Origin of the sequence: Arenimonas composti TR7-09 = DSM 18010 (assembly GCF_000426365.1) — a bacterium.
Taxonomy (GTDB): Bacteria; Pseudomonadota; Gammaproteobacteria; order Xanthomonadales; family Xanthomonadaceae; genus Arenimonas; species Arenimonas composti.
The window spans coordinates 20814-43105 of the sequence record NZ_AUFF01000003.1 but is presented as its reverse complement, the minus strand read 5'-3'; the positions used below and the strand labels follow the sequence as shown (position 1 = coordinate 43105).

Here is a 22292-nt window from a genome sequence, read left to right as displayed (position 1 = left end):
GGGACGTCGACGCGTGCAGTGCGTTCGGCGGACCTTCGGCGACAGGGACGTCGCCGAAGAGGCTCCATGGATGGATTCACGCCGTGTCCGCCGAACGCACTGCATGCGGCGGCGGCCCGCCCGGCGAACCCTCCGCGGCGGGCATTCCTGCGTGGCGGCAGCCCGATCCCGCCAAGGTTCGACGCGAGAGGTCGGTGCGCAGCCGCGCGCTAGCCGGAGATGGCGCGCGTGGGACCGGAGAGCTGCGGCCAGCGCTCGAGGAGGGCGGCGCGGATGCCGTCGGCGTCGAGGCCGGCATCGGCGAGCACCTGCTCGCGGCTCGCGTGCTCCTGGTAGCGGTCCGGCAGCCCCAGGTGCTGGACCGGCAGCACGATGCCCTCGGCGGCGAGCAGCTCGGCGACGCCGCTGCCGGCACCACCCATCACGACGTTGTCCTCGAGGGTCACGAAGCCGGCGTGCGAACGCGCCAGCTCGAGGACCAGCGCGCGGTCGAGCGGCTTGACGAAGCGCATGTTGACGACGGTCAGGCCGAGCTCGCGGCCGACCTTCTCGGCGGCCGGCACCATCGCCCCGAACGCGAGCAGGGCGATCGGCCCGCCGCGATGGCGGACCTCGGCCTTGCCGATCGGCAGCGTGTCGAGGTTCGTCTGCACCGCGACGCCGGGACCGGTGCCGCGCGGATAGCGCACCGCCGCCGGGCCGGCGTACTGGTGGCCGGTGCTGAGCATCTGCCGGCATTCGTTCTCGTCGGCCGGCGCCATCACGACCATGTTCGGCACGCAGCGCAGGTAGCTCAGGTCGAAGCTGCCGGCATGCGTGGCGCCGTCCGGGCCGACGACGCCGCCGCGGTCGATCGCGAACAGCACGTCGAGGTTCTGCAGCGCGACGTCGTGGATCAGCTGGTCGTAGGCGCGCTGCAGGAAGGTCGAATAGATCGCCACGCAGGGCTTGGCGCCCTCGATCGCCATGCCGGCGGCCAGCGTCACCGCGTGCTGCTCGGCGATCGCGACGTCGAAATAGCGGTCCGGGTATTCCTTCGAGAAGCGCACCAGCCCGGAACCCTCGCGCATCGCCGGGGTGATGCCGAGCAGCCTGGTGTCGGCGGCGGCCATGTCGCACAGCCAGTCGCCGAAGACCTGGGTATAGGTCGGTTTCGCCGGGCCGGACTTCTTCACAACGCCGACCTCGGGATCGAAGGGGCCGACCGCGTGGTACTCGATCTGGTCGCCTTCGGCGAGGTCATAACCCTTGCCCTTGGTGGTGATCACGTGCAGCAGCTGCGGACCCTTCAGGCCCTTCAGCGTCTTCAGCGTCGCGACCAGGGTCGGCAGGTCGTGGCCGTCGATCGGGCCGGTGTAGTGGAAGCCCATTTCCTCGAACAGCGTCGAGGGCACGAACATGCCCTTCCAGTGCTCTTCCCAGCGGCGCATGAACTTCGCCGGCTGGCCGCGCTTGTCGCCGAACAGCTTCTTGCCGCCTTCGCGCAGCGCATTCAGCGTGCGGCTGCCGGACACGCGGCCGAGCATGCGGGTCAGGCCGCCGACGTTCTCCGAGATCGACATCCGGTTGTCGTTGAGGATGACCAGCACGTCGGGTTCGGGGTCCATGCCGCCGCCGTGGTTCAGGGCCTCGAAGGCCATGCCGGCGGTCATCGCGCCGTCGCCGATCACCGCGACGACCTTGCGGTGGTCGCCGCGCGCCTGCAGCGCGATCGCCATGCCCAGGGCCGCCGAGATCGAGGTCGAGCTGTGGCCGACGCCGAGCGTGTCGTACTCGCTTTCCTCGCGCTTCGGGAACGGCGCGACGCCGTCCTTCTGCTTCACGGTGTGGATCGTGTCGCGGCGGCCGGTCAGCATCTTGTGCGGGTAGCACTGGTGGCCGACGTCCCAGACCAGGCGGTCGTGCGGGGTGTCGAACAGGTAATGCAGCGCCACCGTCAGCTCGATCACGCCGAGGCCGGCGCCGAAATGGCCGCCGCTCTGGCTGACCTTCTCGATCAGGCAGGCGCGGAGTTCGTCGGCGATGGCCGGCAGCTCCGTTTCCGGGAACTGCCGAAGGTCGGCGGGGAAGTCGATGCGGGAGAGGCGCGGGTAGCGCTGGGAATCCATCGGGAAGACCGGGGCCTACAGGGCAAGCCCGGAATTGTCCGGTACCCCGCCCGGCGGGGCAAGGCGACGCCTCACCCCGTCATCACCTCAGCGGCGGAAGCGCCCCAGCAGGCCACCTTTCGGCTCGGGCGCCGGCGGCGCTCCGGCGTCGGGCTCGGCGACGCCGACCGCGAGGCTGGCGTTCACGAACTCGATCACCTCGGCCAGGGGCACGCCGCTCTGCTCGGCGATCTCGGTCAGCAGCGCCGGCCCCTTCATCATCACGGTGGCGATGCGGAAGTGCTTCGGCCACTCGCGCTCGGTCTGCGGCCACTTGAGCAGCTTGTACCTGTCGTTCGGGCCGTAGCCGGGAAGCAGGGCGCCGCCGCTGCCGCCGAGGGCGCACAGCCAGGCGAGGCGGGCGAAGGGCTGGCTGGCGCCGAGCCGCGACGCCTGCGCCGGCAGGTCGGCCGCCGCGACCGGGCTCAGGTCCTGCTCGCGCAGCACGGCGGTCGTATAGGGAAGCAGCGGCTTCAGCGCGCTGCCGGCGAAATAGACCTGGCTGCCGGGCTCGAGCAGCAGCGGCGGGTTGTCGCCGAGCTGGATCAGCACCGGCCCCGGCAACACGCCGGGACGCAGCAGGTCGGCAAGTCGGAGTTCGTCCGGCGGCGGCGGGGCGGCAGCCGGGACCGGCGCGGGAGCTGGCACCGGGGCGGCAACAGGAGTCGGTTCGGCCGCCGCGGCCGGGGTCGCGGCGGGCTCGGCGGCGACCGGCGTCGGTGCAGGCGCTGGGGTCGGTTCCGGTTCCGGAGTGGGAGCGGGAGCGGGCGCCGCAGCAGGCGCCGGCGCTGGCGCTACGGCGGCTGCGGGCGCCGCGGGAACTTCCGCGGTCACCCGCGCGGCCTGCGGATCGGTGCCGGCCGCGATGCTGCGCAGCAGCTCCTCGATCGCCTCGGCGCTCACCGGGCGCTGCAGCACGAAGTCGGTGTCGGCGCGGCCGCTCGCGGTCAGGGCGACGAGGGTCTTGCCGGTGCCCAGGGCCTTCATCAGGCTCATCTGGCCGTACATCGAATCCATGTCGATGACCAGCACGGCGGCATCGACTTCCGGCGTCACCAGCCAGCGGTTGCCGAGCCGGGCATTGGCCTGCTTGAAACGGGTGATGATCTCGGCCTCCTCGTCGCGCGAGAGGCCGGCGAAACAGATGCTGGTCGTGCTCATTCTCTGGATTCCCCTGGTCGCCGGCCGCGCGGGGCGGGGCGAAGTGCGGCGCAGTGTCGGCCGCGGCCGGGGCGGCCGTCAATGCGCGGGGCGGGGCGGGCGGCGCGGCAGGTGGTTCTTCAGGAAGGCCATCTGGTCGGCGAGGATGTTGCGGTTCGACAGGATCAGGTGCTCGACCCAGCTCGGCCGGTAGGGCACGGCCAGAAGCGGCATGCCGGCCTGCTGCGGGGTGCGTCCGCCCTTGCGCGAATTGCAGGCGCAGCAGGCGGCGACGACGTTTTCCCAGATGTCGCGACCGCCGCGCGAGACGGGCACCACGTGGTCGCGGGTCAGGGCCTGGCGGCGGAACTCGTGACCGCAGTACATGCACAGGTTGCCGTCACGGGCGAACAGGGCGGTGTTGGTCAGCGCCGGCGTCGGATCGATGCCCTTGCCCTGGGCACGGCCGCGGGCGGCGACGATCGGATGCAGGTCGACGGTGCTCTGCAGGCCGCTGAGCCGGTTGATGCCGCCGTGCACGGTCATGCACGGTTCGCCGAGGGTCCAGGCGACCGCGTCGCGCACGTACAGGCAGACCGCGTCCTGCCAGTGCATCCAGTCGAGGATGCGGCCGTGCGCGTCGAGGGAGAGCACCCGCGGCATCGCCGCTTCGCGAAGTGAAACCACCGCGTCCGGGGGAGAGGCCTCCTGCCCGGAACCCACCAGGACTGCGTGTGCTGGCGTGTGCATCGCCTGCGAGCATACGCCATGTCGATGTCGGTTCAAGCGTGCACCGCGCGAAGAAACGCCTTCACCGCCCGGGCTATGATCGCAGGCCACGAAGCGGAAGGGGCGACACATGCGCGGGCTGTATCCGGACATCGAACCCTGGGACAGCGGCATGCTGGCCGTCGACGGCCGCCACCGCCTCTATTACGAACAGTGCGGCAATCCGCAGGGCAAGCCGGTCGTGCTGCTGCACGGCGGTCCCGGCGCCGGCTGTGGCGCCCGCATGCGCCGTTTCCACGATCCGGCGCGCTACCGGATCATCCTGTTCGACCAGCGCGGTGCCGGGCGCTCGACGCCGCATGCCGACCTCGTCGACAACACCACCTGGGACCTGGTCGCCGACATCGAGAAGCTGCGCCGCCACCTGGGCATCGAGCGCTGGCAGGTCTTCGGCGGCAGCTGGGGCTCGACCCTGGCGCTGGCCTATGCCGAGGCGCATCCGGGCCAGGTCAGCGAGCTGGTGCTGCGCGGCATCTTCATGCTGCGGCGCTGGGAGCTGGAGTGGTTCTACCAGCAGGGCGCGTCGCGCCTGTTCCCGGAAGCCTGGCGGCAATACCTCGAGGCGATTCCGGAAACCGAGCGCCACGACCTGATGAGCGCCTATCACCGCCGCCTGACCTCGGCCGACGAAGCGGTGCGCCTGGCCGCGGCGCGGGCCTGGTCGGTCTGGGAAGCGAGCACCAGCTTCCTGCACCAGGACGAGGCCTTCATCCGCAGCCACGAGGACGCGCATTTCGCACTGAGCTTCGCCCGCATCGAATGCCACTACTTCGTGCACGGCGGCTTCTTCGACGTCGACGATCAGCTGCTGCGCGATGCGCATCGCCTGAAGGGCATCCCGGGCGTGATCGCCCACGGCCGCTACGATGTGGTGTGCCCCGTGCAGAACGCCACCGACCTGGCGCGCGCCTGGCCGGACGCGAAGCTGGAGATCGCCCCGACGTCCGGGCATTCGGCCTTCGAGCCCGAACTCACCGACATCCTGATCCGCGCCACCGACGGGTTCCGGTAAGGTGGACTAGTCCTCGCCACGCTCCACCGGGCTTCCATCGGGCGCGCGCTCGGCCAGCCAGAGTCCCGCCCACAGCTTGGCGTCGAGGCGGAATCCCTCGGCCATCCTCGCGGCCAGCCAGGCCGGCGCCTCGGCCAGCGGGACCTCGTGCACGGTGATGTCCTCGCCGTCGACGCCGCCGCCGGCGTGCACGCGGCGCAGGCCGGTGGCGCGGGCGAAGGTGATCTCCTCGTTGCTCAGGCCGGCGCTGGTCGGGCCGGTCAGCAGGATCTCGATGTGCGCGGCTTCCCAGCCGGTTTCCTCGAGCAGCTCGCGGCGGGCCGCGGCCTCGGCGGTGTCGGCATCGTCGTGGTCGCCGATCAGGCCGGCCGGCATCTCGATCGTCGGCGCCCCCAGCGGAACCCGGAACTGCTCGACGAACAGCAGTTTCCGCTCCGGAGTCAGGGCGATGACGATCACCGCCGAGCCGCCGCGGATGCGCTCGGCGTATTCCCAGTGCCCGCGCCGCTGCAGGCGCAGCCAGCGGCCTTCGCAGAGGGTCTCGGTGTCGTCGTGGGCCATCGCTGCGTCCTCAGATTGCCAGCATGCGGCGCCGGCTCATCGGGCCGAAGCGCAGGTGTTCGCACAGCCCTTCCAGCGCCGCCGGGTCGGTCGACCGGCGTTCGCCCTCGCCGAAGTCCCCGGGCAGCGGCGCGGCGCGGTCGATCGTCGCCAGCTGCCGCGAAAGCAGGGCGATCTCGCGGTGCTGCTGCAGCCGGGCGGCATGCTGGGCGCCGCCGCGCAGGCGCAGGTAGGGCACTTCGCGCAGGCGCTCGAGCAAGGCGTCGAGGCTGCCGAAATGGGCCAGCAGCACCGCCGCCGTCTTGGCGCCGATGCCGGGCACGCCGGGGATGTTGTCGATCGCGTCGCCGGTCAGGCCGAGGAAGTCGGCGACCTGGTGCGCATGCACGCCGTAGCGCGCCTTGACGCCGTCGGCGCGCCAGCGGTCGCCGCGCGCGTAGTCCCACTGCTCGTCGTCGCCGTCGAGCAGCTGCGACAGGTCCTTGTCGGCGGACACGATCACGCCGCTGCAGCCGGCCCGGCGCACCTGATCGAGGGCGGCGCCGATCAGGTCGTCGGCTTCGTAGCGCGGGTTCGCGAGCACGGTCAGGCCGAGCGCCCGGCAGACCGCCTGGCAGTGCGCGAACTGGCGCTTGAGCTCTTCCGGCGCCGGCTCGCGGTTCGCCTTGTAGGCCGGGTAGAGCTCGTTGCGGAAATTGCTGTCGAGCGATTCGTCGAAGGCGACTGCGATCCGTTCCGGCCGCTGCCGTTCCAGCAACTCGAGCAGGAAGCGGGTGAAGCCGTGCACGGCGTTCACCGGCCAGCCGTCCCGGCAGGTGAAGTCCGGCGGCATCGAATGCCAGGCCCGGAACACGTACAGACTGGCGTCGACCAGGTGGACCGGGCCGGGCATCAGGGCGACCAGTCGGAGAGCAGCGCCGCAGGGTCGGGGCGGGGCCGTTCGGGCGCCTCGCCGGCCGGGGTGCCGATATGGATGAAGCCGAGCACGCGCTCGTCGGCGCCGAGGCCGAGGCGGGCGCTGATCACCGGATCGTAGGCCGCCCAGCCGGTCAGCCATTGCGCGCCGAAGCCCAGCGCCTGGGCTGCCTGCAGCACGGCGAAGCAGACGGCGCCGCCGGACAGCAGCTGCTCCTGTTCCGGCACCTTGTGTCCGGGGCTCAGGCGGGCGATCACGACGAGCACCAGCGGCGCCTGCGAGAAGCGGCCGCGGTCCTTGTCGATCACCGCCGGCGGCGCCGCCGGATCACGCTCCAGCGCGCGGGCGGCGAGCAGCTCGCCGAGGGTCGCGCGGTCGGGGCCGGTGATCCGCAGGAAACGCCAGGGTGCGAGCTTGCCGTGGTCGGGCACGCGCACCGCGGCGCCCAGGATTGCGGCAAGCTGTTCGCGGGAGGGGCCTGGCTCGCCGAGTAGCCGCGCGGGCACCGAGCGCCTCCGGTGCAGGAAATCGAGTCCGTTCATGGCGCTCAGCCTACCATTCACGCCTTCTCCCGCTCCGCCCGACGGATTATGGGAAGGCAGTCACAGAACTCTGTGGCAGAGTGGGGGCAAACTCCGCCATAGCGCGTACTCCCCCCCGGACGTGCCCCAGCCATGAGCGAAGCGACAGTGCAGAACGCCGATCCCCGCACCTCCCGTGACCTGCTGCCGGGCATCCGTCGCCGCAGTACCGAGCACCTGCAGGCGGTGCTGGCCCGGGTCTTCGCACGCGCCGACGACTGGCTGTTCGACCTTGCCAAGAAGGACGGCGTGCCGGACGGCTCGCCCTACCTGCATGCGATGCGCGCGCTGCGCACCTCGCGCGCGCCGATCGAACGCGGCTTCGGCGAATACATCGCCGCCGCCTTCGCCGGCCTCGAGCGGCGCGTGCAGCCGGAAGGCGGCGAGCAGGCTCCCGACCTTTCCGAACTGACCCTGGTCGAGGAGAGCGAGCTCGAGCAGCAGCTCGCCACGAACCTGATCGCCGAGGCGGTGCAGCGCATCCACGGCACGCCGCTCGACGAACTCGCGGCGCGCCTGGCCAAGATGTTCGGCATGGAGCGCATGGATCCGGAGCGCAATCCGCTCAGCGCGCACAGCCTGGCGAATGCCATCCGCCACGCCCATGTCGGCGTCGACGTGCCGCCGGACGTGCGGATGGTGCTGTTCAAGTACTACGAGCGCGAACTGATCCACGACCTGCGCGACCTGCTGGTCGACGTCAACGGCCGCCTGGCCGCCGCCGGCATCAACCCGGTGGTTCCGCCGCGGCAGGTGGTGCGCCCGCCGGCCCCGGGTGCGGCCGCGGCCACGGCGGGCGCCGACTTGCCCGCCGGACCCGCATCCGAGCATCCGGGACATGCCGGCGCCGCCCACGGCGGTTTCGCCGGCGGTGCCTACGGCGGCGCGGCGGGGGCCTATGGCGGTGCGGCTCCGCTGTCGGGCCCACCGAGCCCGGAAGACCGCGCGGTTTTCGATGCGCTCGTCCAGCTGCTGCACCAGTACCGCCCCGATGGCAGCGCCGGTGGCGGTGCCGGTGCCGGTGCAGGTGGCGCCGCCGGCGGTGGCCGGGGCGGTTTCGTCGGCAATCCCGGCGGCCGGCCGCTGGCGACCGAAGAAATGATGTCGGTGCTGTCGCTGATGCAGAACAGCGTGCCGGAGGCGGTCACGCATGCGATGAACCAGCCGGAGGCCTCGCTCGCCGCGCTGCTGAAGACCGAGCTGGTGCGGGGAGCCACCCGCATCGGGCTGCCGCCGGACAAGGTCACGATCAGCCAGGAAGACCAGGACGCGGTCGATCTGGTCGGCATGCTGTTCGACGTGATGTTCGACGAACGCGACTTCCAGCAGGCCGCCCGCGACCTGATCTCGCGCCTGGTCGTGCCGTTCGTGAAGGCGGCGGTGATGGACCGCCGGCTGTTCCTCTACAAGACCCATCCGGCGCGGCGCCTGCTGAACTCGCTGGCCGAGGCGGTCGAAGGCAACCGCGGCGAAGGCCCGCAGGAGCGCGAGCTGCTGCAGAAGGCCGAGGCCACGGTCGACCGCCTGATCGCCGAGTTCAACGAAGACATCGCGATCTTCGAGACGCTCGAGCAGGAGCTGCGCGCGTTCCTCGACCAGCATCGCCGCCGCGTCGAGCTCGCCGAGCGCCGCGCCGCCGAGGCCCAGCGTGGCCAGGAGCGGCTGGAGCAGGCGCGCGTACTCGCCGCGAAGGAGCTCGAGCAGCGCACCCAGGGCCTGAAGCCGACGCCGGTGATCGAGGACTTCCTCGGCCGCTGCTGGACCCACCACCTTTCGATGATCGCCCTGCGCGAAGGTCCCGACGGCGCTGCCTGGCAGTCGGCGCTGACCGTCGCCGACCGCCTGCTGTCGCTGCTGCCGCGCGAGGGTGAGCAGGCGCAGTCGCCGGGCAAGGCGCTGGTCGCCCTGCGCGAGCCGATCGAGACCGTGCTGGCCAGCTCCGGCATCACCGGCGATGCCGCCCACGACGTGGTGCGCGCGATTTCGGACAGCCTCGAGGACCTCGCCAGGGGCCAGGCCCCGGCCCCGGTCGAGGTCGCCGCGCCGGCGATCGTCGATGCGGCCAACGTCGTCACGATGCCGGACCGCCGCAGCCCGGCCGTCGCCGCGGCGGCGGAGCTGCTCAAGCCCAAGCTCGAAGTGGTCGGCGGCAAGGCCGAGATCGAGGTCGACGAAGAGGACGTGCAGCAGCTGCGCGAACTCAAGATCGGCACCTGGATCCACATCGCCGGCGAAGACGGCAAGCACCACCCGGTGAAGCTGTCGTGGGTCAGCCCGATTTCGTCGCGGCTGATGTTCGTCAACCGCCGCGGCGTGCGCGTGCTGGTCGCCTCGATCGAGGAACTGGCGGCGATGAAGCGCGAGGGCAACCTGCTGATCCGCGAGCAGGAAAACGTCTTCGACCAGGTCCTGCACCGGGTCATGGGCAAGCTGCGCAACGACGTCGGCTGAAGGGGGCCGTTCCGGTTCCCCGAACGGGCGCGGCTGGCCGCGCCCGTTTTGCTTCCGGTAGCATCGGGACATCCACGTGGGGGAGTCGCGTCGCATGCCGGTCAGCATCGTGTCGATCCGTGAGACCGCCGCCGGCGAACGCCGGGTCGCGCTGACGCCGGAAACCGCGAAGAAGCTCGCCGCGCTCGGCGCGCGGATCGTACTCGAACGCGGCGCCGGTGCCGCCTCGTACTTTCCCGACGACGCCTATGCCGGCGTCGGGTTCGCCGGCGATGGCGACGCCGCGCTGGCCGAAGCCGACGTGCTGGTCTGCGTGCAGCCCCCCGACAACGCCCGCCTCGCACGCCTGAAGCGCGGTGCCGTCGTGATCGGCCTGCTGGCACCGCATGCCGATCCCGGGCGGCTGCCGGCGCTGGCGGCCGCGGGACTGACCGCGTTCTCGCTCGAGCGCCTGCCGCGCACGACGCGGGCACAGGCGATGGACGTGCTGTCCTCGCAGGCCGGCATGGCCGGCTACAAGGCGGTGCTGATCGCCGCCCAGCTGGCGCCGCGCTATTTCCCGATGCTGACCACGGCGGCGGGCACCATCCGCCCGTCGAAGGTGCTGATCGTGGGTGCCGGCGTCGCCGGACTGCAGGCGATCGCCACCGCGCGCCGGCTCGGCGCCCAGGTCGAGGGCTTCGACGTGCGCCCGGAGACGCGCGAGCAGATCGAGTCGCTGGGTGGCAAGTTCCTCGACCTCGGCGTCAGCGCGGTCGGCGAGGGCGGCTATGCGCGCCCGCTGACCGACGAGGAGCGCGCCGAGCAGCAGCGCCGCCTCGGCGAACACCTGCGCAACATCGACGTGATCGTGACCACTGCGGCGGTGCCGGGACGGCCGGCGCCGAAGATCGTCAGCGCGGCGATGGTGGCCGGCATGAAGCCCGGCAGCGTGATCGTCGACCTCGCCGCCGAGACCGGCGGCAACTGCGAGCTGACCCGGCCCGGCGAGACCTTCGAGAGCGGCAACGGCGTCACGATCGCCGGGCCGCTGAACCTCGCCAGCCAGGGCGCCGTGCACGCCAGCGAGATGTACGCACGCAACGTGCACAACTTCCTGGCGTTGTCGCTGAAGGACGGCGCATTGAACCTCGACTGGGACGACGAGCTGATCGCGAAGACCTGCCTGGTGCGCGACGGCGTCGCCCCGGAACCGCAGAAGTAGCCGCCGTCGCTCCGGCGCCGCCTGCGGCTCAGTCGCCGCCGGGTTCCGGTGCGATGCCGGGCCCGCCCGCCTCCAGCCACGCCCGCCGCTGCTGCGGGTCCATCGCCCGCCAGCGCGCGAGCAGGTGTTCGCGCTCGGGGGCGGGTAGGGCGTTGACCACGTGGAAGCTGGTACGCATCTTCTCGCGCAGCTCCGGCGACAGGTCATGGAAATTGCGGGCGCCTTCGCGCAGGCGTTCGCGCTCTTCCGGCGACAGCGCCCGCCAGCGGGCATGCCGTTCGATGCGCTCCAGGGCGAGGGCCCGGCGCGAGGCCGGAAGCTGGTCCCAGGTCTCGCGCAGGTGCTCGAGCTGGCGCTGACGCTCGGCGTCTAGCTCGTCCCAGCGCGGCACGACGACGCCGGCCGGCACCGGCGTCGGGAAGTCGAGGCCGTGCGCCATCCGGTGGCGGCGGCGATGGCCCGGCGCCGGTTCCTCCTGGCGCGGATCGTCGTCGTGGCGCACACCCTGCGTGCGTGCCGGCGCCGCCGCCTCGACCGCCGGCCGCGGCGGGGAGGCGACCGCGGCCGCGGCGCCTGCCAGCCCGGCCAGGAACAGCGTGGCAGCCAGTGCGACGAGCCCGCCGGCGCGCATCAGCGCAGCCTCCCGGTCGCCACCGGCGCGTCCGCGAGCCACGCGTACATCGCCAGGTCGTCGTCGCCGGCCATCAGCGCGTCGATGTCCTGCGGTTCCTCGATCGGCGTCGCGGCCAGGTCGACCGCCGTCGGCGGCCGTTCCCCGGCCGGGACCCACCAGGTGAGCACCAGCGCCAGCGCCGCCGCGGCGGCGACTCCGGCCGGCACCAGCACCGCGAAACGCGACGCGCGCGCCGGCGCCTGCTGCGCCTGGGCACGGGCGCGGCGAAGCCGGAACGCCATGCCGTGATCCAGGCCCTCGGCGGCGCGCGAAAAAAGCTCGCGGGCGCGGCGCGGGCCGGCATCGAGATCGTGGCTCATCGCCAATCCTCCAGTTGCGTGCGCAGGGCGGCCATCGCCCGCGACAGGTGCGTCTTCACCGAGCCTTCCGAACAGCCCATCGCCTGCGCCGTCTCGGCCACGCCCAGGCCCTGCAGCTCGCGCAGCAGGTAGGCCTCGCGCTGCCGCCGCGGCAGCCGGCGTACCGCCGCGCCGAGGGCGGACCAGGCGGCGGCGTCCTCCTGGCGCGCGGCCGGGTCGCGGCCGGGATCCGGCAGGGTCTCCAGCGGATCGGGGCCGTCCTCGTCGTCGCGGCCGAGGACCGCGAAGACGCGGCGGCGCACGGTGTTGCGGCGGTGCCGGTCGGTGATCTGCCGGCGCAGGATGCTCCAGAACAGCGGCGTCCATTCCGCCGGCGGCCGCGCGCGGTAGCCGACCAGCTTGATCATCGCCTCCTGCACCGCGTCGAGCGCGTCCTCGCGGTGGCCGAGGGCGAGCTCGGCCATGCGGAAGGCACGCTTCTCGACCGAGGCAAGGAAGCCGTCGAGGTCGACCGGGGTTTCGACGGGAGCGGCGTCGAACGGCATCACGCGCTGGCGGATGGGGCGGACATGCAGGCATTAACGCACGGAAGGCCTCGTGGTTGACCGTGGGGCCGTGGTAAGAATGAACGGCGCGCGTCCGCGCGGGGAGGGGACATGGACGGCTTCGTCGCGCTGTACATCTTCATGCTCGCCGCCTTCACCGGCTACGAGATCATCGGCCGGGTGCCGGTGATCCTGCATACGCCGCTGATGTCGGGTTCCAATTTCGTGCACGGCATCGTGATGATCGGTGCGATGGTCGTGCTGGGTCACGCCGACACCCCGCTCGAGAAGGTGATCGGCTTCCTGGCGGTGCTGATGGGCGCCGGCAATGCGGCCGGCGGCTACGTGGTGACCGAGCGCATGCTCGAGATGTTCAAGCCCTCGCAGAAGGAGGGCGGCGCATGAGCTGGCTGCCGTTGCTGGTGAAGGCCAGCTATTTCGTCGCGGCCCTGCTGTTCATCCTCGGCATCAAGCGCATGGCCTCGCCGAAGACGGCGGCCAGCGGAATCCGCTGGGCCGGTGCCGGCATGCTGGTCGCCACCGTCGCGACCTTCTTCCTGCCCGACATGCACAACATCCCGCTGATCCTGGCGGCGGTGGTGCTGGGCACCGTGGTCGCCTGGTGGTCGGGCAAGCGGGTCGCGATGACCGACATGCCGCAGATGGTGGCGCTGTACAACGGCCTCGGTGGCGGTTCGGCGGCGGCGATCGGCGCGGTCGAGCTGCTGAAGTTCTCGGCGGCCACCCACGCCGGCCCGTTCCCGGTCGACGGCGCGGCTGCGGCCGGCATCCCGACGACGGCGTTGGTGCTGGCGGTGGTCGGCGCCCTGATCGGCTCGATCTCGCTGACCGGCTCGGTGATCGCCTGGGCCAAGCTCGACGGGCGCATGGACAAGCGATTCGTGTTCCCCGGGCAGCAGGCCTTCAACGCACTGGTGTTCGTCGCCGCGCTGGTGCTCGGCGCGCTGGTGGTCTGGGGGCTGGACCAGCCGGCGATCATCGGCTTCTTCGTCGCCGCGCTGGCGGTCGGCGTGCTGATGACGCTGCCGATCGGCGGCGCCGACATGCCGGTCGTGATCTCGCTTTACAACGCGCTGACCGGGCTGGCGGTGAGCTTCGAAGGCTATGTGCTGCAGAACGAGGCGCTGATCATCGCCGGCATGGTCGTGGGCGCCGCCGGCACGATGCTGACGCAGCTGATGGCGAAGGCGATGAACCGCTCGATCGCCAGCGTTCTGTTCGGCAGCTTCGGCGCCAGCGGGCAGGCGGCCGAGATCAGCGGCGCGCAGAAGCCCATCGAGGCCGGCGATGTCGCCGCGATGATGGCCTACGCCGAGCGCGTCGTGATCGTGCCGGGTTACGGCCTCGCGGTCGCGCAGGCACAGCACAAGGTCTGGGAACTCACGCAGGTGCTGCTCAAGCGCGGCGTGAAGGTGAAGTTCGCGATCCATCCGGTCGCAGGGCGCATGCCGGGACACATGAACGTACTGCTCGCCGAGGCCGGGGTGCCCTACGACCTGATCGCCGACATGGACGACATCAATCCGGAGTTCCCGACCACCGACGTGTCGCTGGTGATCGGCGCCAACGACGTCGTGAACCCGGTCGCGAAGACCGACCCGGCCTCGCCGATCTACGGCATGCCGATCCTCGACGTCGTCGCCTCGAAGAACACCGTCGTGATCAAGCGCGGCAAGGGCACCGGCTTCGCCGGCATCGAGAATGCGCTGTTCTACGCCGACAACACCCGCATGCTCTACGGCGACGCGGCGGCGGCAGTGGGGCAGCTGGTGTCGGAGCTCAAGGCGGTCGACGGGCACTGAGGCGAGGAACGAGAAACGAGGAACGAGAAACGAGTAGGCGCGGCTTCAGCCGCTATCCGGCTCCCGGCGCGGGGCCACTCCACTCGCTCTTCGCCCGCAAGGCGCGCGGGCCGTCACTCGTTTCTCGTTCCTCGTTTCTCGTTGCTCGCCCTACCGCGCGAGCCACCACGCCAGCGGCAGGGCCGTCACCACCAGCGCCATCTCCCACGCCGACGTGCCCCGCTCGACCAGGGTCCAGAACAGCGACGGGCCGAGGCGCTGGATCGATTCCGGGATGGTGAGACCGATCAGGGCGGCCATCTCGGCGGCGACCACGGTCCAGTAGCCGAAGGCGATCGCCGCGGCGGTGCCGAGGACGGCGAGACCGGCGCGCAGGCGGCCGGCCGGGGCGGCGGCGAGGCGGAGCATGAAGGCCACGTCCAGCGCGATCAGCGGCGCCACCCAGACGCACCAGCCGACGCCGGGTCCGCGCAGGACCAGGCGCAGGCCCAGCCACAGCGCGGCGGCGCCGAGCACGGCGACCGGCAGCGCGAAGGCCGGCAGCACCCAGGCGGACGGGCGGGAGGGTTGCGAAGAAGGCATGCGGATCGCGAGCGGAGGGCGGGGTAAAATAGCCGTCTTTGCAGGCAGGCGGCCATCCCGTGAGTTATTCCCGTACCAGCGAGCCGGTCCGGTTCGAACGCGACTGCCCGGCGGTGATGGTGCCGCAGGGCGAGCAGGTCACCCTGCCGGCCGGCACCAGTGGCTACATCACCCAGGCGCTGGGCGGTTCCTTCACGGTGTTCGTCGACGGCAACCTGTTCCGGATCGCCGGTGCCGACGCCGACGCGATCGGCAGGTCGCCGCCGCCACCGCTGGTACTGCCCGAGGGCGCCGGCGACGCCGAGGTCGAGAAGCTGGTCTGGGACCAGCTGCGCACCTGCTTCGACCCCGAGATCCCGGTGAACATCGTCGAACTCGGCCTCGTCTACGACTGCGACCTCGGGCGCAACGCCGAGGGCGAACGCACCGTGGCGATCCGGATGACCCTCACCGCGCCCGGCTGCGGCATGGGCGACATCCTGGTCGAGGACGTGCGCAGCAAGGTCGAGGCGGTGCCGACGATCGTCGAGGCCGACGTCGAACTGGTATTCGACCCGCCGTGGAACCAGTCGATGATGTCCGACGCCGCGCGCCTCGAGACCGGCATGTTCTGAAAGCAGTTCGTGGTTCGTACGAGGTAGTTCGTAGTCGTCGCTGCGGCAGCGACGACACTGCGTTGGAACTTGCCGGCGGCCGAGGCGCGAGCTGCGGTCACCGCGCCGATGTGACGCAGTCGCGTCGCCACGAGCGCGACGACTACGAACTACCTCGTACGAACTACGAACTACGATCTAGACCTCCGCCCAGAGCCGCAGCAGCTGGGAATGCACCTGGCTGAGCTGCAGGAACTCGGTGCTGTCGCCGTCGCGGGCGTGCAGGCTGCGACGGGCCTCGTCGAGGGTGAACAGCAGCTCGCGCTGGCGCGGATCGCGCAGGCGGCTCTGGATCCAGCCGACCGCGGCCAGGCGTTCGCCCGAGGTCACCGGCGCCACCCGGTGCAGGGCACCGCAGTCGTAGAGCACCAGCGCGCCGGCCGGCAGTTTCACCGGCGTCTCGCCGCTGTGCGAATCCAGTACCAGTTCGCCGCCTTCGTAAGCAACGGGCCCGGCGAGGAACAGCGTCCAGGCCAGGTCGGTGCGCAGGGGCGGCTCGCCCATCAGGGCGTCGTCGACATGCAGGCCGTAAGTCTCGCCGCCGGCATAGGCGCTGAGCAGGGGCGTCGACAGCCGCGCCGGACGTGCGTAACGGCGCACGAGGGGGTGCGCGGCGACCGCGGCGGCGATCTCGCCGGCGAGCGCGGCGACCCCAGGGTCGCGTCCGTCCAACTGGCGGTTGCGCTTTGCCGCGCGCGCGGCCCAACCGGCGGTGGCGGCGCCGTCGACGGCCGGCAGGCTGGCGAAGGCGGTGCGGATCCGCGCGCAGGCGGCGGCGTCGAGCAGGTCGGCGATGCACAGCATCTTGTTGAGAATGATTTGCAGGAAGGGCGGGAACGCCGATAATAGCGGCATCCCCCTGCTGCCCGGATCGCCATGACCCCGCGCCTGAAACTCTGGACCCGTCTCGGTGCCCCGCTGGCGGTCGGCCTGCCGCTGGCCGTCGCCTCGATGGCGGCGGTCGCCGATGGCGGCGAGGGCGGCGAAGGCGGCGAGGGTGGCGAAGCCGGCGAGGTGCCGTCGCAGTACCGGCTGCTGCTCGACGCCGAGGTCGACCCGGTCTACGCCGCCGATACCGCGATCCGTGATTACGCCGCCGGCGCCCATGCCGCCTACGGCGAAGCCGCCGACGCCGCGCGGCGGATGCGTAGCGCGCTCGAAGCCCTGCTGGCGGCCCCGGACGCCGAGCGGCTCGCGGCCGCCCGCTCCGCCTGGATCGAGGCCCGCCAGCCTTATCTGCGCACCGAGGCCTTCCGCTATTACGACGGGCCGATCGACGGCCCGGAAACGGCGGAACGCCCGGCCGGGCCGGAAGGCCGCATCAATGCCTGGCCGCTGAACGAGGCGGTGATCGACGCGGTCGAAGGCGACCCCGATGCCGGCCTGGTGCACGCCTTCGACGTCCCGCTGACCCGCGGGACCATCCTCGCCAACGACCAGGTCAGCGACGAGGCCGACGTCACCACCGGCTGGCACGCGCTGGAGTTCCTGCTGTGGGGCCAGGACCAGGACCCGGACGGCCCCGGCGACCGGCCGGCGAGCGACTTCGCGCCCGGCGACCCGGCGCGTGACCGCCGCAGCACCTATCTGCTGCTGCTCGCCGACCAGCTGATCGACGACCTCGACTGGCTGCAGGCGCAGTGGGATCCGGCGCGCGAGGACGGCTACGCGCGCTGGTTCCTCGCGCTCGAACAGCACGAGGCGATCGGCCGGATCCTCACCGGCGCCGCGAACCTCGCCGGCCACGAACTCGCGTCGGAGCGGCTCGCGGTCGCGCTCGATTCCGGCTCGCAGGAAGACGAGCAGAGCTGTTTCAGCGACACCACGAAGCAGGATTTCGTGCACGGGCTCGAAGGCGTGCGCCGCGCCTGGTACGGCCATGCGCAGGGCCAGGGCCTGGCGCCGGTACTGCGCCGCGTGCGCCCGGCGCTGGCGGACGAACTCGATGCCCGCTTCGCGCAGGCGGAAGCGGCGGTCGCCGCGCTGCCCGATCCCTTCGATTCGATGCTCGTCAGTCCCGAAGGCAGCGAGGCGCGCGCGCGCGGCGAGGCCGCGGTGAGCGCGCTGCAGGAACTCGGCGCCGGCCTGCGCGATGCCGGCGCGGCGCTCGGCGTCCTCGTCCTGGTTTCCGGCGTCTGAAATGAATCCGCGGTCGCCAACCGGGCCGCTCGCCGGCCTGCTGCTCGCGGCCGGCCTCGGCCTCGCCGCGGTCGGCAGCGCCGACGACGGCATCGTCGTGCCGGCCGGCGGTGCGCTGACGCGCGCGCTCGACAACCGCGAGGCCTTCACCCGACCGGCGCCGAACCTGACGCCGCAGGAACTGCGCGACTTCAATTTCGGCAATCGCATCTTCAACACGAACTGGGCGGTCGCGCCGGGTTCGGTCGACGCCTTCGACGGCCTCGGCCCGCTGTTCAACCGGGTGTCGTGTTCGGGCTGCCATCTGCGCGACGGCCGCGGCCGGCCGCCGGTCGAGGGCGAGGACGAACTGCTGTCGATGCTGGTGCGCGTCAGCGTTCCGGGTGTCGACGAACATGGCGGACCGCGGCCGCATCCGACCTACGGCGACCAGATCAGCGACCGCGGCATTCCCGGCGTGCCGGCGGAAGCCCGCGTGCGCATCGCGTGGCGCGAAGTCCCCGGCACCTATCCCGACGGCACCCCGTATTCGCTGCGCGCACCCGACGTGCACCTCGAGGACTTCGCTTACGGCGATCCGGGCACGCTGCTGATCTCGCCCCGCGTCGCGCCGGCGATGCCGGGCATGGGTCTGCTGGAAGCGATCCCCGAGGCCGACATCCTGGCGCGCGAGGATCCCGACGACCGCGACGGCGACGGCATCTCCGGACGCGCGAACCGGGTCTGGAACCCGGTGAGCGGACGCATCGAACCCGGACGCTTCGGCTGGAAGGCGAATGCGGCGACGGTGCTGGCGCAATCGGCCGCCGCCGCGCACGGCGACATGGGCCTGAGCAGCCGGATCTTCCCCGACGAGAACTGCGGTGCCGGCCAGGACGCCTGCGCGGCCGCCATGCGTGGCGATGCGCCCGACCTGCGCGATGCCCACCTCGACAAGCTGGTGTTCTACATGCAGGTGCTGGCGGTACCGGCACGGCGAAGCGGTGACGCCGGGAAGAACGCACGCGGCGAGCAGCTGTTCGCGCGCATCGGCTGCGCCGCGTGCCATGTGCCGCTGCAGCGCACGAGCGAAGACGCGGTCCCGCACCATGTCGCCGGCCAGGCCTTCATGCCGTACACCGATCTGCTGCTGCACGACATGGGCGAGGGGCTCGCCGACGGCCGTCCCGACTTCGCGGCCAGTGGCAGCGAATGGCGCACGGCGCCGCTGTGGGGCCTCGGTCTCGTGCCCACCACGAACGGCCACAGCTTCTATCTGCACGACGGCCGCGCCCGTTCGCTCGAGGAAGCGATCCTCTGGCACGGCGGTGAATCCGCTGCGGCGCAGCAGCGATTCCAGCAGCTTTCCGGCGAAGAGCGTGCAGCCCTGCTGTCGTTCCTCGAAAGCCTGTAGCGAAGCGCTAACGGGCCTTCACGAAGCCTTCCGGAAATCTTTATCCGGGAAGCGTTTTCCGCCGTTGACACCGTGACTTTCGGCACGCTAGCGTCCGGCCGGTGTCGTGCAGACGAGAACTGCATCACACATCCGGGTGGTGCGAAATTCCCCGCTACGAAGACTGCGGCCACAAGGCCGGCGCGGGGGGTCTTTTTGCCCAGGGGACCCGGGGCATGGAAGCGCACGTGGCCGCATCGCGGCCCTCATCGCCATCCAATTTCGGGGATCCAATCAACGTGAGCAAGCACAGTCGCAAGATCCGCATGCGTTCGCTCGTCGCCGCCACCACGCTGGCCCTCGCCAGCACGTCCGCCCTCGCGGCCGGGCAGGTCGGCACCATGGGCCTGGAGAACGGTCAGCTCTACGACCGCTTCGTCGTGAAGTACCGCGACGGCACGCCCGAACAGTCCAGCCCGGCCAACCTGCAGCGCGCGCTCGACGCGGCGTCGGTGCGGGCCAACCAGCTGATCCAGGGCGGTGTCGCCCAGCGTGGCGGCAACGCCGCCTCGCCGGTGACCGCCAGCCATCTGCGCCGCATGTCGATGGGCGCCGACGTGATCCGCACCTCGCGCGGTCTCAGCCGCGCCGATGCGATCGCGCTGATGCAGCAGATCGCCAGCCATCCGAACGTCGAGTTCGTGCAGGTCGACCGCCTGATGCGGCCGGCGTTCACGCCGAACGACACCAACTTCAGCCAGCAGTGGGGCTATACCGATGCCGACGCCGGCATCCGCGCGACCCAGGCCTGGGATATCGCGAACGGCGCCGGCGTGATCGTCGCGGTGCTCGACACCGGCTACGTCACCCACTCCGACCTCGGCGCGAACATCGTCGCCGGCTACGACTTCATCAACGACGCCTCGGTCGCCGGTGACGGCAACGGCCGCGACAACAACCCGGCCGATCCGGGCGACGCCTACGGCGGCTATCCGTCCAGCTGGCACGGCACGCACGTCGCGGGCACCGTCGCCGCGGTGACGAACAACGGCAAGGGCGTCGCCGGTACCGCGTGGGGCGCCAGGGTCATGCCGGTGCGCGTGCTCGGCAAGGGCGGCGGCTACACCTCCGACATCGCCGACGCGATCGTGTGGGCGTCCGGTGGCACCGTCTCCGGCGTGCCCTCGCTGTCCTCGGCCAACGTCGCGAAGGTCATCAACATGTCGCTGGGCGGCAGCGGTTCCTGCGACACGCTGACGCAGAACGCGATCAACGGCGCCGTCGGCCGCGGCACCACCGTGGTCGTCGCCGCCGGCAACGACAACGCCAACGCCTCCGGCTTCTCGCCGGCGAGCTGCAACAACGTGATCAACGTCGCCTCGGTCACCTCGGCGTCCGCGCGTTCGAGCTTCTCGAACTACGGCAGCCTGATCGACGTCTCGGCGCCGGGCTCGAACATCCTGTCGACCCTCAATGCCGGCACCAACGGCCCGACCACCGAGAACTACGTGTCCTACAACGGCACCTCGATGGCGGCGCCGCACGTCGCCGGTACGGTCGCGCTGATGCAGAGCCGCCGCCTCGCGCTCGGCCTGCCGCTGCTGACGCCGGCCCAGGTCGAGTCGATGCTGAAGTCGACCGCCTATCCGCTGTCGGGCGCGTGCTCGGGCGGCTGCGGCGCCGGCATCATCGATGCGTACGCGGCGGTCGTCGCCGCCGGCGGTGGCGGCACCGGCAACACCCCGCCGGTGGCGAACTTCACGTTCGCGAGCAGCGGCCTGACGGTGAACTTCACCGACGGCTCCAGCGACAGCGACGGCAGCATCGCCTCGCGCAGCTGGAACTTCGGCGACGGCACCACCTCGACGGCGGCCAATCCGAGCAAGACCTATTCGGCGGCCGGCACCTACAACGTCACCTTGACGGTCACCGACAACAACGGCGCCAGCCACAGCGTCAGCAAGTCGGTCACGGTCACCGCCGCCGGCGGCGGCAGCGTGCTGACCAAGGGCGTCGCGGTCACCGGCCTGTCGGCCAGCACCGGCAACTCGCTGTACTACACGATGGTCGTCCCGGCCGGCTCCACCAACCTGACGTTCCAGATGTCGGGCGGTACCGGAGATGCCGACCTGTACGTGCGGTTCGGTTCGCAGCCGACCGACAGCAGCTATGTCTGCCGTCCGTACCTCAGCGGCAATGCCGAGACCTGCACGATCGCGGCGCCGTCGGCGGGCACCTACCACGTCCGCGTGAAGGCCTACACGAGCTTCTCCGGCGTCAGCCTGGTCGGCAACTACACCGCCGGCGGCGGTGGCGGCAGCCCGCAGACCTACACCAACACCGGCGACTACGCGATCAACAACAACGCGACGGTCGAGAGCCCGATCACGGTGTCGGGGCGCAGCGGCAACGCGCCGTCGAACACCTCGGTGGCGGTGAACATCGTCCACACGTACATCGGCGACCTGAAGGTCGACCTGGTGGCACCGGACGGCTCGGTCTACAACCTGCACAACCGCAGCGGCGGCAGCACCGACAACATCGTGAAGACGTACACGGTCAACTTGTCCAGCGAGGCCCTCAACGGCACCTGGCGGCTGCGGGTGAACGACAACGCGAACGGTGACACCGGCTACATCAACAGCTGGTCCATCACTTTCTGACGATTGCCGCTTCGATGTGCACTTCGGGGGCCCGGCGCAAGCCGGGCCCCTTCTTTTTTGACTATGAGAAACGAGAAACGAGGAACGAGAAACGAGTGGCGGCCGCGCTTGGGGCGCGGGGGTGCTTCGCGCGCGAGTGGTGAGTGATCGCGGCTGAAGCCGCTCCTACGCTCGTTCCTCGTTTCTCGTTTCTCGCCTTCAGCCGAGGGCTTCGAACCGGTTCGCCGCGACGTTCTTGCGCACGCGCGCCGGATCCCACACCCGGCCGTTCATCGCGATCCAGACGCCGCCGGGTTGCGACTGCACCGCGCCGACGGCGGTGCCGATGTTGAATTCGGCGTCGGAGCCGCGGAAGCGGGCCGGGTTCAGCGCACCGGTCAGCACGATGGTCTTGTCGGGAATCGTCGCGAGCACCTTCGCGGTCTCGACCATCGTGTCGGTGCCGTGGGTGACCAGCACATGCCGGGTCGGCTGCGCGGCGATCGTCGCGCGCATCAGTTCGCGGTCCTCGGCGGTGACGTGCAGGCTGTCCTTGCGCAGGATCGGGATCACCGTGAAGCGGAAGGCGACGCCGAGCTCCTGCAGGATGCGGCCGATCTGCGGCTCGCCGACCTGGTAATCGGACTTGTCGTCGAAATACACCTTGTCGATGGTGCCGCCGGTGGTGACGATCAGCAGTTCGTCCATGGGTTCCTCGCTGGTCCCGCGCGCGTCGCGCGGC

At 71.2% G+C, this 22292-nt stretch carries 21 protein-coding genes; 9 read left to right on the top strand and 12 right to left on the bottom strand.

Going from position 1 to position 22292, the window contains the following annotated elements:
• Positions 1–209: 209 nt before the first annotated feature.
• The 3 genes from dxs to K311_RS0106990 form a co-directional block, all read right to left on the bottom strand.
• Complete coding sequence (gene dxs, locus K311_RS0107000) at positions 210–2108, bottom strand: 1-deoxy-D-xylulose-5-phosphate synthase (RefSeq protein ID WP_026816710.1); 1899 nt, start codon at positions 2106–2108, stop codon at positions 210–212.
• An 87-nt stretch (positions 2109–2195) separates the two neighbouring features.
• Complete coding sequence (locus K311_RS18755; protein ID WP_051239710.1) at positions 2196–3308, bottom strand: hypothetical protein; 1113 nt, start codon at positions 3306–3308, stop codon at positions 2196–2198.
• A gap of 78 nt (positions 3309–3386) precedes the next feature.
• On the bottom strand, positions 3387–4037 hold the full coding sequence (locus K311_RS0106990) for an HNH endonuclease (protein WP_026816709.1): 651 nt from the start codon (positions 4035–4037) through the stop codon (positions 3387–3389).
• A gap of 109 nt (positions 4038–4146) precedes the next feature.
• Between K311_RS0106990 and pip the strand changes: the two genes are divergently transcribed.
• Entirely contained in the window at positions 4147–5088 is a 942-nt protein-coding gene (pip, locus tag K311_RS0106985; protein WP_026816708.1) for a prolyl aminopeptidase, read from the top strand.
• Positions 5089–5094: 6 nt separating this feature from the next.
• Here the strand turns inward: pip and K311_RS0106980 are convergent, their stop codons facing one another.
• The 3 genes from K311_RS0106980 to K311_RS0106970 are packed head-to-tail and all read right to left on the bottom strand — an operon-like array spanning position 5095 to position 7107.
• Positions 5095–5649 carry an NUDIX hydrolase gene (locus tag K311_RS0106980; protein WP_026816707.1) on the bottom strand — a complete coding sequence of 185 codons (555 nt, stop codon included), beginning with the start codon at positions 5647–5649 and terminating at the stop codon, positions 5095–5097.
• 10 nt (positions 5650–5659) lie between these two features.
• On the bottom strand, positions 5660–6541 hold the full coding sequence (locus K311_RS15875; RefSeq protein WP_051239707.1) for a 5'-3' exonuclease: 882 nt from the start codon (positions 6539–6541) through the stop codon (positions 5660–5662).
• Entirely contained in the window at positions 6541–7107 is a 567-nt protein-coding gene (locus tag K311_RS0106970; protein WP_026816706.1) for a nitroreductase family protein, read from the bottom strand. The genes K311_RS15875 and K311_RS0106970 overlap by 1 nt, the downstream gene beginning before the upstream one ends.
• Before the next feature lie 132 nt (positions 7108–7239).
• On the opposite strand from K311_RS0106970, the gene K311_RS15870 reads away from it, so the two are divergent.
• Both K311_RS15870 and K311_RS15865 read left to right on the top strand, forming a co-directional pair.
• Positions 7240–9597 (top strand): DUF1631 domain-containing protein, encoded by a 2358-nt coding sequence (locus tag K311_RS15870; protein WP_051239705.1) that lies wholly within the window; start codon positions 7240–7242, stop codon positions 9595–9597.
• 94 nt (positions 9598–9691) lie between these two features.
• Positions 9692–10801: an NAD(P) transhydrogenase subunit alpha gene (locus K311_RS15865; protein ID WP_051239702.1), complete on the top strand. Its 1110-nt coding sequence runs from the start codon at positions 9692–9694 to the stop codon at positions 10799–10801.
• A gap of 28 nt (positions 10802–10829) precedes the next feature.
• On the opposite strand, the gene K311_RS15860 is transcribed toward K311_RS15865, so the two are convergent.
• The 3 genes from K311_RS15860 to K311_RS0106945 are packed head-to-tail and all read right to left on the bottom strand — an operon-like array spanning position 10830 to position 12339.
• Positions 10830–11432: a DUF3106 domain-containing protein gene (locus K311_RS15860; RefSeq protein WP_051239700.1), complete on the bottom strand. Its 603-nt coding sequence runs from the start codon at positions 11430–11432 to the stop codon at positions 10830–10832.
• Positions 11432–11794 (bottom strand): hypothetical protein, encoded by a 363-nt coding sequence (locus K311_RS0106950; RefSeq protein ID WP_026816705.1) that lies wholly within the window; start codon positions 11792–11794, stop codon positions 11432–11434. The genes K311_RS15860 and K311_RS0106950 overlap by 1 nt, the downstream gene beginning before the upstream one ends.
• The gene (locus K311_RS0106945) at positions 11791–12339 is read right to left on the bottom strand and encodes an RNA polymerase sigma factor (RefSeq protein WP_026816704.1); all 549 of its coding nucleotides are present in this window, start codon (positions 12337–12339) and stop codon (positions 11791–11793) included. The genes K311_RS0106950 and K311_RS0106945 overlap by 4 nt, the downstream gene beginning before the upstream one ends.
• Positions 12340–12450: 111 nt before the next feature.
• On the opposite strand from K311_RS0106945, the gene K311_RS0106940 reads away from it, so the two are divergent.
• Complete coding sequence (locus K311_RS0106940; protein ID WP_026816703.1) at positions 12451–12744, top strand: NAD(P) transhydrogenase subunit alpha part 2; 294 nt, start codon at positions 12451–12453, stop codon at positions 12742–12744.
• Positions 12741–14162, top strand: coding sequence for an NAD(P)(+) transhydrogenase (Re/Si-specific) subunit beta (locus tag K311_RS0106935; protein WP_026816702.1), 1422 nt, complete (start codon positions 12741–12743; stop codon positions 14160–14162). Before K311_RS0106940 ends, K311_RS0106935 begins: the two co-directional genes overlap by 4 nt.
• Before the next feature lie 150 nt (positions 14163–14312).
• Here the strand turns inward: K311_RS0106935 and K311_RS15855 are convergent, their stop codons facing one another.
• Positions 14313–14744 (bottom strand): hypothetical protein, encoded by a 432-nt coding sequence (locus K311_RS15855; RefSeq protein WP_154659485.1) that lies wholly within the window; start codon positions 14742–14744, stop codon positions 14313–14315.
• A gap of 59 nt (positions 14745–14803) precedes the next feature.
• On the opposite strand from K311_RS15855, the gene sufT reads away from it, so the two are divergent.
• On the top strand, positions 14804–15358 hold the full coding sequence (sufT, locus tag K311_RS0106925) for a putative Fe-S cluster assembly protein SufT (protein WP_043797074.1): 555 nt from the start codon (positions 14804–14806) through the stop codon (positions 15356–15358).
• Between the two features lie 177 nt (positions 15359–15535).
• Here sufT and K311_RS0106920 read toward each other — a convergent pair whose 3' ends face one another.
• The gene (locus K311_RS0106920; RefSeq protein ID WP_043797073.1) at positions 15536–16201 is read right to left on the bottom strand and encodes a Fe2+-dependent dioxygenase; all 666 of its coding nucleotides are present in this window, start codon (positions 16199–16201) and stop codon (positions 15536–15538) included.
• Between the two features lie 72 nt (positions 16202–16273).
• Here K311_RS0106920 and K311_RS15850 point away from each other — a divergent pair, with 72 nt between their 5' ends.
• The 3 genes from K311_RS15850 to K311_RS17600 all read left to right on the top strand — a co-directional run bounded on the left by K311_RS15850 (position 16274) and on the right by K311_RS17600 (position 21571).
• Positions 16274–17536, top strand: a complete 1263-nt coding sequence (locus tag K311_RS15850) for an imelysin family protein (RefSeq protein ID WP_051239695.1) — start codon at positions 16274–16276, stop codon at positions 17534–17536.
• A gap of 1 nt (position 17537) precedes the next feature.
• Positions 17538–18929: a di-heme oxidoreductase family protein gene (locus tag K311_RS0106910; protein ID WP_051239693.1), complete on the top strand. Its 1392-nt coding sequence runs from the start codon at positions 17538–17540 to the stop codon at positions 18927–18929.
• A gap of 380 nt (positions 18930–19309) precedes the next feature.
• On the top strand, positions 19310–21571 hold the full coding sequence (locus tag K311_RS17600) for a S8 family serine peptidase (RefSeq protein WP_161627310.1): 2262 nt from the start codon (positions 19310–19312) through the stop codon (positions 21569–21571).
• 198 nt (positions 21572–21769) lie between these two features.
• Here K311_RS17600 and K311_RS0106900 read toward each other — a convergent pair whose 3' ends face one another.
• On the bottom strand, positions 21770–22258 hold the full coding sequence (locus tag K311_RS0106900; protein ID WP_026816698.1) for an asparaginase domain-containing protein: 489 nt from the start codon (positions 22256–22258) through the stop codon (positions 21770–21772).
• Positions 22259–22292 lie beyond the last annotated feature (34 nt).

Bases quoted from the DNA above. Each gene is read 5' to 3' on its own strand.
- dxs (WP_026816710.1), bottom strand. From the start codon at position 2,108: ATGGATTCCCAGCGCTACCCGCGCCTCTCCCGCATCGACTTCCCCGCC.
- K311_RS18755 (WP_051239710.1), bottom strand. From the start codon at position 3,308: ATGAGCACGACCAGCATCTGTTTCGCCGGCCTCTCGCGCGACGAGGAG.
- K311_RS0106990 (WP_026816709.1), bottom strand. From the start codon at position 4,037: ATGCACACGCCAGCACACGCAGTCCTGGTGGGTTCCGGGCAGGAGGCC.
- pip (WP_026816708.1), top strand. From the start codon at position 4,147: ATGCGCGGGCTGTATCCGGACATCGAACCCTGGGACAGCGGCATGCTG.
- K311_RS0106980 (WP_026816707.1), bottom strand. From the start codon at position 5,649: ATGGCCCACGACGACACCGAGACCCTCTGCGAAGGCCGCTGGCTGCGC.
- K311_RS15875 (WP_051239707.1), bottom strand. From the start codon at position 6,541: ATGCCCGGCCCGGTCCACCTGGTCGACGCCAGTCTGTACGTGTTCCGG.
- K311_RS0106970 (WP_026816706.1), bottom strand. From the start codon at position 7,107: ATGAACGGACTCGATTTCCTGCACCGGAGGCGCTCGGTGCCCGCGCGG.
- K311_RS15870 (WP_051239705.1), top strand. From the start codon at position 7,240: ATGAGCGAAGCGACAGTGCAGAACGCCGATCCCCGCACCTCCCGTGAC.
- K311_RS15865 (WP_051239702.1), top strand. From the start codon at position 9,692: ATGCCGGTCAGCATCGTGTCGATCCGTGAGACCGCCGCCGGCGAACGC.
- K311_RS15860 (WP_051239700.1), bottom strand. From the start codon at position 11,432: ATGCGCGCCGGCGGGCTCGTCGCACTGGCTGCCACGCTGTTCCTGGCC.
- K311_RS0106950 (WP_026816705.1), bottom strand. From the start codon at position 11,794: ATGAGCCACGATCTCGATGCCGGCCCGCGCCGCGCCCGCGAGCTTTTT.
- K311_RS0106945 (WP_026816704.1), bottom strand. From the start codon at position 12,339: ATGCCGTTCGACGCCGCTCCCGTCGAAACCCCGGTCGACCTCGACGGC.
- K311_RS0106940 (WP_026816703.1), top strand. From the start codon at position 12,451: ATGGACGGCTTCGTCGCGCTGTACATCTTCATGCTCGCCGCCTTCACC.
- K311_RS0106935 (WP_026816702.1), top strand. From the start codon at position 12,741: ATGAGCTGGCTGCCGTTGCTGGTGAAGGCCAGCTATTTCGTCGCGGCC.
- K311_RS15855 (WP_154659485.1), bottom strand. From the start codon at position 14,744: ATGCCTTCTTCGCAACCCTCCCGCCCGTCCGCCTGGGTGCTGCCGGCC.
- K311_RS0106920 (WP_043797073.1), bottom strand. From the start codon at position 16,201: ATGCTGTGCATCGCCGACCTGCTCGACGCCGCCGCCTGCGCGCGGATC.
- K311_RS15850 (WP_051239695.1), top strand. From the start codon at position 16,274: ATGACCCCGCGCCTGAAACTCTGGACCCGTCTCGGTGCCCCGCTGGCG.
- K311_RS0106910 (WP_051239693.1), top strand. From the start codon at position 17,538: ATGAATCCGCGGTCGCCAACCGGGCCGCTCGCCGGCCTGCTGCTCGCG.
- K311_RS17600 (WP_161627310.1), top strand. From the start codon at position 19,310: ATGGGCCTGGAGAACGGTCAGCTCTACGACCGCTTCGTCGTGAAGTAC.
- K311_RS0106900 (WP_026816698.1), bottom strand. From the start codon at position 22,258: ATGGACGAACTGCTGATCGTCACCACCGGCGGCACCATCGACAAGGTG.